Below are 9891 nucleotides of genomic sequence, written 5' to 3'. Positions count from 1 at the left end.
CACCAGCACCTCGCAACTCAGGGCCCGGCCCTGGGGCAATGCCTGGCCCTCCAGGCGCGCCCGGTTTGCGGGCCGGGCCACGCCGGCCAGGAACGCGAGCAGGGCTTCCCACACCTGAAACAGCCGGTTGCCACTGGGGATCAGGTTGCTGTGCTCGAAGCCGCCCTGGATCCAGCCCGACGGAATCCAGCGCGCCAGGCGCAACAGGTCGAAACCGGCGCTGGGCCAGCAGTTCTGCATCTCGGCCCGCAGCCCGGCGCGCACCCGGACCTGATCCAGGCGCACATTGGGCACGCCATCGACCCGCGCCAGCACGCCGTTCACATAACTGCCCGACAGGCCCATGGGCCGGTGCGACTTGCGGGTCCAGGCCAGGCTGCGAACGCCGTTGGCCAGCAAGGCCGCGGCCAGGTGTTCACCCGGCCGGCCCTGCAGGGCGCGGCCGTTCCAGAAGAACTCCACTGGCTGCTGCGCACCGTGGGCCAGGCGCGGACATGCCCGGCTCATGGCTGCGCCCTCTTCTTGGCCCGGCTCTGGGCCGTGAGGCTGATGGCCAGCATGATGATCGAGAGCAGGGTCATCAGGGTCGCCACCACCGCGATCACCGGGTCGATTTCCGAACGCAGCGAGCTGAACATCTTGCGGGTCAGGGTCGAGGTGTCGCCGCCGCTGATAAACAGCGAAATCACCGCCTCATCCAGGGACACGGCGAAGGCGAACATTGCCGCGCCGATCACCGAAAAACGGATCTGCGGCAGAGTCACGTCAAAGAACGCCCGCAGCCTGGTGGCGCCGAGGATGCACGCCGCATGTTCCTGGGTCATGTCATAGGAGCGCAGCCCGGCCTCGACGTTGATGATCACGTAGGGCAAGGCCACCAGGGTATGGGCCAGCACCAGGCCGAACAGGGTGTTGTTCAGCTCCAGCCGCGCGTAGACGAAGAACAGGCCGATGGCGGTGAAGATCACCGGCACGATCATCGGTGCCAGCATCAGCCCCCGCAGCAGCGCGGTGAAGCGCTTGCCGCTGACATGCAGGGCATAGGCCGCCGCCGTGCCGAGGCTGGTGGCGATGAGCATGGTCAGAGTCGCGGTGAACAGCGAGATCCGCGTCGCACTCTGCCACTCCAGGGAGCCGAAGTAATTGAGGTACGACTGCCAGCCCAGGGACTTGGGCGGGAAGCTCAGGTAGCGCGCATCCGACAGCGACATCGGCAGCACGATCAGGGTCGGCGCAATCAAAAACACCATCGCCAGCAGCATGAACAGGTACAGCCAGCTGCGCTTGGCCTCGCGGACCAGGTTTCGGGATAGACGGGACATGGCTTCACTCACTCCGCTGACGAAGGCCGGCGACCTTCTTGACCAGGTACATCAGGGCCAGGGTCGCCAACAACAGAATCACCCCCAGGGACGAGGCCGCGCCCCAGTTGGCGTACATCGACACGTCGCTCTCGATGCGCATCGACAGCATCTGCACCTTGCCGCCGCCGAGCAGGGCCGGGGTCACGTAGAAGCCCAGGCTGAGGACGAACACCAGGGTCGCGCCAGCGGTCAGCCCCGGCAGCGACAACGGCAGGAACACATCACGAAAGGCCCGCGCCGGCGCCGCGCCAAAGGTGGCGGCGGCCTGCTGGTAGATCGGGTTGATGCTCTTCATCGCCGCATACAGCGGCAGGATCATGTACGGCAGCATGATGTGGGTCATGCCGATCACCGTGCCGGTGAGGTTGTGCACCAGGGCCAGGGGCGTATCCACCAGCCCAAGGCCGAGCAGCATTTCGTTGACCAGGCCACGGCGTTGCAGGATCACCAGCCAGGCGTAGGTGCGCACCAGCAACGAGGTCCACAGCGACACCAGGAGCAAGGCCATGGCCAGGTTGGCCAGCAGGCGCGGGCCGTGGACCATGCAATAGGCGTAGGGGTAGCCGATGACCACGCAGATCGCGGTGACGATAAAACTCACGCTGAAGGTCTGGCTGAAGGCCAGGGTGTAGATCGGCTGCAGCAGGCGGCTGTAGTTCTCGGTGGTCCACTGGCCCTCGGCGTCGAACAGCGACAGGCCGAACAGCCAGCCAATCGGCAGCACAAAGGTCACCAGCACCAACAGCAGGGCCGGCAGGCCCGGGCTCAGCAGCCACCAACCATGGCGGCGGCCGGCGCGTTGCAGTTGCTGGCGATGGGGGGCCTCGGCAGGGTTGAGGGCCAGGTTCATGGCGCGTCTCCCACCACCAGGGTGTCCATCGGGTGCAGGCCCAGGCGCACCTGTTCACCACGCTGCGGCAAGCGCTCGACCTCGGAACTGCGGGTCGGGCGGCGGATCGAGACTTCGGCGCCCTGCTCCAGGGTGATCTGGATCAGTTGGCTGTCGCCCTGGTAGATCACATCGCGGACCTGGCCTTGCAAGCCGTTGAAGCCCGGCGTGTCGGCGCCGATAAATTGCAGTTTTTCCGGGCGCACCACCAGGTTCGGGTTAAGCAGCGGTCCTGCGGGCGGCGTGCATTGCAGCTGCGACTCGCCGAGCCACACCGCGCCATCGCGAACCTGCACCGGCAGGCATGAGGACTCGCCGACAAATTCGGCGATAAAGCGGTTGGCCGGGCGCTCGTAGAGGTTTTGCGGGGTGTCGATCTGCTGGATGCGGCCCTTGGTCATCACCGCGATGCGATCGGACAGGGTCAGGGCTTCGCGCTGGTCGTGGGTCACATAGACCACGGTCATGCCCAGGCGCTCGTGCAGGCGGCGGATCTCCAGTTGCATGGTTTCCCGCAGGCGCTTGTCCAGGGCCGACAGCGGTTCGTCCATCAGCAGGATCTTCGGTTCAAACACAATCGCCCGCGCCAAGGCGATGCGCTGGCGCTGGCCACCCGACATTTCGTCGATGCGCCGCTCCACCAGGTGATCGAGCTCCACCGTGGCCAGCGCCTCGTGCACCCGCCGGCGGATGTCCTCGCGCTTGTAGCCCCGCAGCTTGAGCGGATAGGCCACGTTCTGGAACACGTTCATATGGGGAAACAGCGCGTAGTTCTGGAACATCATCCCCACGTCGCGTTTGTGCGGCGGCTCGAAGACCATCTCGCGGCCACCGAAGCGAATGCTGCCGCTGTCGGGCTGGACGAAACCGGCCAGGGCCATGAGCAAGGTGGTCTTGCCCGAACCGGACGAACCCAGCAGGGAGATGAACTCGCCACTGCGGATGTTCAACGACACATCGTCCAGGGCGGCAAAGGCACCGTAGGTCTTGGTCAATCGCTCGATGTCGATGGCGATCGACTGGCTTTTTTCTTGGGACATAGTCAACTCAGCGCAAGGTAAAGACTCAACTTCAGGGCCACCAACCACGCGGCCCGCAACCTCCCCGCAGGCCCGGGCCGGCGGGGAGTCGAGCATGAATCAGTTCTGGATAAACAGGTCGAAGCGGCGTTGCAGCTCGGCCTGGTTGTCTACCCACCAGACCGGGTCGAACATCGCCACCTTGTCGATGTTGGCCGGCGCGGTGGGCAGCTTGGCCGCCATCTGCGCGGGGATGATCCCGGTGTCGTAGGCCTTGCTGTTGATCGGCGGGTTGGGGATCAGCATCACCAGCCGCGCCTGGCTCTCTGCGGACATGATCTGGCCAATCAGCTTCATCGCCAGTTCCTTGTTCGGCGCGCCTTTGGGCACCACCACGCAATCGTAGTCCAGCAGCGCCTGGTCGTAGGTGTAGTCGACCGCTTCGCCGCCCTGCTTCAGCTCGTTGACCCGCGAGGCCCAGATCGACAGGAAGTCCACTTCACGGCTGCGCAGCAACTGTGCCGAATCGCTGCCGCTGCGCCACCAGTTGACCACTTGCGGCTTGATCTTCTCCAGCACCTTGAACGCTCGCTCGACGTCCAGCGGGTAGAGGTTTTTCGGCGCCACGCCATCGGCCATCAGCGCCAGTTCCAGGGTGGTGAAAGGCTGGCGGTACAGCGAGCGCGCGCCCTTGATGTTGGGGTCGAAAAACTCTTTCCAGTTCTTGGGCACCGCCTTGCCGGTGTCGGTGGCCCAGGCCATGACCGTGGAATAGGCATTGCTGGCGATCCAGTTCTTGCCGTACAGGCCCTTGGCCACGCCCGAGGTGTCGATCACCGAGAAATCCAGGGGTTCGGTCAGGCCCTGGCGCTCGGCCAGCACGCAATCGTTGGAGGCCAGTTCCACCACATCCCACTGCGGCTTGCCGGACAGCACCTGGGCACGCACGGCGGCCAGGCCATCCATGTTGTCTTCCTTGATGGTCACGCCCAGGGCCTTGGCCGCGGGTTCCAGGTAGGCCTTGCGCTCGGCATCCTGCAGGGCCCCTCCCCAGCCCGCGAAGGTGATGCTCGGCGCGGCCTGGGCGGCGCCGATGCACAGCAGTGAAAGGGTCAAGGCGCTGATGGTTCTGGTGCTGGCGGTGATCTGCATTGGGTGTATTCCCTGGGTCGTTGTCAAAGGACAGGCAACAGCTGAAACGCGGGCGTCCTGCCCTCCAATCGAACTCGATCCTGATTTTTATTCTGGGTATCGCCGGTGTCGCGGGCACTCAATCGTTGAAATTGAGCATCACATGCCGCACGCAGGTGTAGTCCTCCAGGCCATAGACGCTGAGGTCCTTGCCGTAGCCGGATTGGCGCTGGCCGCCGTGGGGCATTTCCGTGGCCAGGGTCATGTGATCGTTGACCCACACGCAACCGTACTGCAATTGGCTGGAGGTGCGCAGCGCGCGCTTCACGTCGCGGGTCCAGACCGAGGCCGAGAGACCGTACTCGCTCTGATTGGCCCAGGCCATGACTTGCTGCTCGTCGTCGAAGCGGGTGACGCTGACCACCGGGCCGAAGACTTCCTTCTGCACGATTTCATCTTCATGGCGCACCCCGGCAATCAGGGTCGGGGCGTAGAAGAATCCGGGGCCGTCCACCGGTGCACCGCCCACCAGCACTTCGGCATGGGCCAGGCCGCGGGCACGCTCGACAAAGCCGGCCACCCGCTGTTGCTGGCGGCGGCTGATCAAGGGCCCGAAATCGCTGCTCGGGTCGGTGGGGGCGCCGGTCTTGAGGGTGGCAATGTTCGCGCTCAGGGCTTCGACAAAGCGGTCATGGATTGCATCGTCCACGTACACCCGGCAGGCGGCGGTGCAGTCCTGGCCGGCGTTGTAATAGCCGCCGGTGCGCAACATGTTCACTGCAGCGTCGATGTCGGCATCGGCAAACACCAGCACCGGTGCCTTGCCCCCCAGCTCCAGGTGGGTGCGCTTCAAGTTGCTCGCCGCCGCCCGCACCACCGCCTGCCCGGTGGCGATATCGCCGGTGACCGAGACCATGCGGATCTTCGGGTGGCTCGACAGCTGTTCGCCCAGGCTGGCACCGCGCCCGGAAAGGATGTTGACCACCCCGCGCGGGAAGATCTCGGCGCACAACCGGGCCAGGTACAGGGCACTCAGGGGCGTCAGTTCCGAGGGCTTGAACACCAGGGTATTGCCGGCGGCCAGGGCCGGCGCGAGTTTCCAGGCGGCCATCAGCAGCGGGTAGTTCCAGGGCGCGATCAGCCCCACCACCCCCAGCGGATCGCGGCGGATCATGCTGGTGCGCCCCGCCACATACTCCCCGGCGGCACTGCCCGACAGGCAGCGGCTGGCCCCGGCAAAGAAGCGGAACACATCGGCCACCGCCGGCAGTTCATGGCCAATGGCTTTTTGCAGCGGCTTGCCGCAGTTCTGGCTTTCCAGGGTGCCCAGGGCTTCGGCGTGGCGCTCGATGGCATCGGCCAGCTTGAGCAGCAGCGCGGCACGCTGGCGCGGTGGGGTCGCGGCCCAGCCCGGAAAGGCCCGTTCGGCGGCGTCCACCGCCTGGTCCAGCTGCGCCGGAGTGGCTTCGGCAATGACGGCCAGTTGGCGCTCATCGGCCGGGGCGATCACCACTTCTTCGGCACCCAGGCCCGGGACCAACTGACCATCAATCAAAAACTCACGGTAGATCATGACAAGCTCCAGAAAAATGACCCGCCTCAGCGGGCGTCTTGAAAGCGATACCAGCTGTAGGCCAGGCGTTGGCCCAGGCGCAGGAACGGCTGGAAGGGAAAGCGTTGTGGCACCTGGTGCAGGAAACTTGCGGCACTCGGCACGCCGGTGCCCATCACCATGTCCGCCAGGCGCTGGCCGGCGTGCAGCGAAAACGACACGCCGCTGCCGGCGTAACCACCGGCGCTGAACACCTGGTCCAGGCCCGGCACCTGATAGATGTAGGGCAGCGAGTTCTGGCTCACCGCCACCCAGCCGCCCCAGCCGTAGTCCACCGGCACCTGGCCGAGCACCGGGAACTTGCGCCGCAGGGAATCGAGGAGGAACTGGCGATGCACCGGGTTCTCGGCCTCGCGCCCGGTCACGGCGCTGCGCCCGCCAAACAGCAGGCGGTTGTCCGGCAGGCGGCGGTAGTAGAACAACAGGTTGCGTGTATCGAACATGCAGTCCGTGGACGGCAGGCTGTTGCGCACCTGCTCGGCGGATAACGGCGCGGTGACGATGATCTGCGAATGCACCGGCAGCACCCGGCCGGCCAGTTGCGGGTGCAGGTCCGGCGAGGTGTAGCCGTTGGTGGCCACCACCACTTTGCGCGCCCGCACCACGCCGCCCGGGGTCACCAGCAGGTGGCCACGGGCATCACTGCTCCAGCCAGTCACCGGCGACGCCACGTGGACCCTGGCCCCGGCGGCGCGGGCCATGCGTTGCACGCCCCAGGCCAGTTTCAACGGGTGCATGGCAAAGCCGTCGGGCATGCGCAGCGCACCAAAGGATTCGGCCCCGGCATGGGCGCCCTGCAACTGCTCGGCGCCGACAAAATGCGCGGGGTAACCCAGCACCTCGTTGTACAGCCCGGCCTCGCGCTTGAGGCTTTCGGTGTGGGCGGCCTTGGTCGCCACCTTGTACACCCCGTCGGGCTGCACATCGCACTCGATCCCGCCTTCGGCGATCAGGCGCTTGACCGTGGCCAGGCCCGCCTGCATTTCGCCGAAGTAGGCCCGGGCGGTGTCCTTGCCGTAGCGGCCGATCAGCTCGGCCAGGGGCACCCGGCCGCCGGAGATCCGCGCAAAGCTGCCATTGCGCCCGCTGCAGCCCCAGGCCGTGGTATTGGCCTCCAGCACCAGCACCTGGGCGCCGTGATCCCGGGCCAGGTGCAGGGCACAACTGAGGCCGGTATAGCCGGCGCCGATCACCGCCACTTCGACTTCCAGCGGCCCGCTGACCGGGCCGTCATCCGCCGGCGCCTGGCCGGCGGTATCGACCCAATAGGAAGCGGAGTGAGCTTCGCCCGTGCCGGGATGGGAATGCACCAAGGGATCGTACATCTGGCCTCGCATTATCGCTGTGCGATATCAACTAATCGGTTTTTAACAGACTAGAAGCGAATGTCGATATCGGTCAACGATTATTTTTAACAATTTTCCCTGCTGTCGATTTCGAAAATCGCATTGACAGGCAATCAAATAACCATAAGACTTGACTTTATTCGATTTTTAATTATCGCAGTGCGATATTTAACAGCGAATCAGCGACCTCGATGACGCCTGAACAATAATAAATTTACGTTTCGCCACCTTGTGCCAGCCTGCCAACCACCCCTGTATCTGGGCTGACGGCTGCCCGAAACGCACCTCATAGGAAAATCGATATGAAACTGTCCCCTCATTCCCTTCCCCGCTGCATCGCCGGTTGCCTGCTGTTGAGTGCGCACCTGAGCGCCGGCGCCGCCACCCTGACCTTCTCCGGCTGGGGCGGTGCCCTGCAGGACGCCGAGCGCAAGGCCTACCTGCAACCGGCCGCCGAAGCCCTGGGCATCACCATCAAGGAAGACAGCATGGATGGCCTGGCCGCCGTGCGAGCCCAGGTGCTGTCGGGCAAACCCAAGTGGGACATCGTTGAACTGGGCAGCATGGAATGCGCCCAGGCCCAGCGCGAAGGCCTGTCCGAACCCCTGGACTACAGCGTGATTGGCACCGACGGCGTGGATAAAAACGTGGTCGGCCAGAACTGGATCGGCACCCACGCCTACGCCACGGTGGTGGCCTGGGCCAATGACACGGGCAAGCCGGTGGCGAAAACCTGGAACCAGTTCTTCGACCCCTCGGTAAAAGGCGCCCGCGCCCTGTACCGCCAACCCTGGCTGACCATGGAAGCAGCGCTGCTGGGCGATGGCGTGGCCCCGGACACGCTCTACCCGCTGGATGTGGAGCGGGCGTTCCGTGCCCTGGAGCGGATCAAGCCGCAAGTCGCCAACTGGTGGAGCGCGGGCGCCGATTCCGCGCAATTGCTGCGCAGCCGCGAGGTGGATTTCCTGGCGATCTGGAATGGCCGGGTCAACGACGTCAAGCATGACGACGCCAATGTCGACTACAGCTTCGACGGCGCCCTGCTCAGCCACGACTGCCTGATCGTGCCCAAGGGCGCGCCGAACAAGGCCCTGGCGATGCAGGTGATCAACCAGATCATGAGTGCGAAAAGCCAGGCCATGCTCGCGACCTTTATTCCTTATGCGCCGGTCAACAGTCATGCCTACCAGACGGGGCTGATCAGCGAAGAGCTGTCCAAGCGCCTGCCGACCTCGCCGCAGAACGCCGCCCGCGTGGTGATGGTCAACCCCGACTGGTGGGTCGATAACCAGGACGCCATGCAGAAGCGTTTTGCCCTGTTCGTCGCCCAGTAAACCCGCCCTCCACTCTCGAACGATCCGGCAGCCCAGGCGGGCTGCCCTTGAAACACAGGGGAAGACCATGAGCAACACCATGAAGGCCGCCGTACTGCACCGTGTCGGCGAAGCGTTGAGCATCGAGCAGGTGCCGATTCCAGTGCCCGGGCGCGGTGAAGTGCTGATCAAGGTGGTGGCCTGCGGCGTGTGCCACAGCGACCTGCACGCCATCGACGGCGACTGGTCGGAGCTGCCGCTGCTGCCGTTGATACCCGGCCACGAGATCACCGGGCACGTGGTGGCCCAGGGCGAAGGCGTGCAGCAACCGGCGATTGGCGAAGCGGTGGGCGTGCCGTGGATGTACAGCGCCTGCGGCACCTGCGAGTACTGCCTGGCGGGCATGGAAACCATCTGCGCCCACCGCGAATCCACCGGCTACAGCCAGCCCGGCGGCTACGCCGAATACATGCTGGCGCCGGCGGCGTTTGTCGCGCGGATACCTGACGGCGTGGACCTATACGCCATGGCGCCGATTCTGTGCGCCGGGGTCACCACCTATCGCGGGCTGATGCGTTCCAGGGCCCGTCCCGGGCAATGGGTGGCGGTGCTCGGCATTGGCGGCCTGGGGCATGTGGCGGTGCAATACGCCAAGGCCATGGGCTTTCGCGTGGTGGCGGTGGACGTCTCGGCCGACAAGCTGGAACTGGCCCGCAGCCTGGGCGCCGAGCGCCTGATCAACGCCCGGGAAGAGCCGGTGCAGGCGATCAAGGAACAGCTCGGCGGGGTCCACGCGGCCCTGGTCACGGCGGTGGCCAACGCTGCCTTCGAACAGGCCGTGGGCATGCTGCGCCCGGGCGGCACCGCCGTCTTCATCGGCTTGCCCGGCGGCGACGCCGACACCGTACGCGCTTCGATCTCGGCCATCAGCGGCTGGGAACTGACCATCACCGGCTCCAACATCGGCACCCGCCAGGACCTCAACGAAGCGGTGGCCTTCGCCGCCCGGGGCCAGGTCACGGCGCAGATCGTCACCGAGCCGCTGGAGGCCATCAACCAGATCTTCGAACGCATGCGCAAAGGGCAACTGGTGGGGCGCACGGTGCTGAAAATCGCCTGAGCATCCCCCGTCCCCCCAACGCAAAACGCCGTTTGCCCCGAGTGAGCAAACGGCGTTTTTTTTCGACCGCCGGGCGCGCCATTGCGGCGCGCCCGGC

The 9891-nt window shown here is 65.5% G+C and carries 9 protein-coding genes; 2 read left to right on the top strand and 7 right to left on the bottom strand.

What is annotated here, in order from left to right; genetic code table 11:
• From CF161_RS23025 to CF161_RS22995, 7 genes are all read right to left on the bottom strand, one after another.
• On the bottom strand, window positions 1-507 hold a 507-nt coding region (locus tag CF161_RS23025), incomplete at its 3' end, for a (2Fe-2S)-binding protein (RefSeq protein WP_020299020.1).
• A complete protein-coding gene (locus CF161_RS23020; protein WP_020299019.1) occupies window positions 504-1322 on the bottom strand; it encodes an ABC transporter permease in 819 nt (272 codons plus the stop codon). The genes CF161_RS23020 and CF161_RS23025, both read right to left, overlap by 4 nt.
• 4 nt (window positions 1323-1326) lie before the next feature.
• Window positions 1327-2214 (bottom strand): ABC transporter permease, encoded by an 888-nt coding sequence (locus CF161_RS23015; protein ID WP_020299018.1) that lies wholly within the window; start codon window positions 2212-2214, stop codon window positions 1327-1329.
• Window positions 2211-3293, bottom strand: coding sequence for an ABC transporter ATP-binding protein (locus CF161_RS23010; protein ID WP_020299017.1), 1083 nt, complete (start codon window positions 3291-3293; stop codon window positions 2211-2213). The genes CF161_RS23015 and CF161_RS23010 overlap by 4 nt, the downstream gene beginning before the upstream one ends.
• 99 nt (window positions 3294-3392) lie before the next feature.
• A complete protein-coding gene (locus CF161_RS23005; RefSeq protein WP_020299016.1) occupies window positions 3393-4424 on the bottom strand; it encodes an ABC transporter substrate-binding protein in 1032 nt (343 codons plus the stop codon).
• A gap of 118 nt (window positions 4425-4542) precedes the next feature.
• Window positions 4543-5973 carry a gamma-aminobutyraldehyde dehydrogenase gene (locus CF161_RS23000; protein ID WP_218187572.1) on the bottom strand — a complete coding sequence of 477 codons (1431 nt, stop codon included), beginning with the start codon at window positions 5971-5973 and terminating at the stop codon, window positions 4543-4545.
• Between the two features lie 29 nt (window positions 5974-6002).
• Complete coding sequence (locus CF161_RS22995; RefSeq protein WP_020299014.1) at window positions 6003-7340, bottom strand: FAD-binding oxidoreductase; 1338 nt, start codon at window positions 7338-7340, stop codon at window positions 6003-6005.
• Window positions 7341-7663: 323 nt separating this feature from the next.
• Here CF161_RS22995 and CF161_RS22990 point away from each other — a divergent pair, with 323 nt between their 5' ends.
• A complete protein-coding gene (locus tag CF161_RS22990; protein ID WP_020299013.1) occupies window positions 7664-8695 on the top strand; it encodes an ABC transporter substrate-binding protein in 1032 nt (343 codons plus the stop codon).
• Between the two features lie 67 nt (window positions 8696-8762).
• Entirely contained in the window at window positions 8763-9794 is a 1032-nt protein-coding gene (locus CF161_RS22985) for a zinc-dependent alcohol dehydrogenase (RefSeq protein ID WP_020299012.1), read from the top strand.
• Window positions 9795-9891: the final 97 nt, after the last annotated feature.

It is taken from the genome of Pseudomonas sp. CF161 (genome assembly GCF_000416215.1).
Taxonomy (GTDB): Bacteria; Pseudomonadota; Gammaproteobacteria; order Pseudomonadales; family Pseudomonadaceae; genus Aquipseudomonas.
The sequence above is the reverse complement of the archived record's forward strand: the minus strand, read 5'-3'. Positions and strand labels throughout refer to the sequence as shown.

Bases quoted from the DNA above. Each gene is read 5' to 3' on its own strand.
- CF161_RS22985 (WP_020299012.1), top strand. From the start codon at position 8,763: ATGAGCAACACCATGAAGGCCGCCGTACTGCACCGTGTCGGCGAAGCG.
- CF161_RS22990 (WP_020299013.1), top strand. From the start codon at position 7,664: ATGAAACTGTCCCCTCATTCCCTTCCCCGCTGCATCGCCGGTTGCCTG.
- CF161_RS23010 (WP_020299017.1), bottom strand. From the start codon at position 3,293: ATGTCCCAAGAAAAAAGCCAGTCGATCGCCATCGACATCGAGCGATTG.
- CF161_RS22995 (WP_020299014.1), bottom strand. From the start codon at position 7,340: ATGTACGATCCCTTGGTGCATTCCCATCCCGGCACGGGCGAAGCTCAC.
- CF161_RS23015 (WP_020299018.1), bottom strand. From the start codon at position 2,214: ATGAACCTGGCCCTCAACCCTGCCGAGGCCCCCCATCGCCAGCAACTG.
- CF161_RS23005 (WP_020299016.1), bottom strand. From the start codon at position 4,424: ATGCAGATCACCGCCAGCACCAGAACCATCAGCGCCTTGACCCTTTCA.
- CF161_RS23020 (WP_020299019.1), bottom strand. From the start codon at position 1,322: ATGTCCCGTCTATCCCGAAACCTGGTCCGCGAGGCCAAGCGCAGCTGG.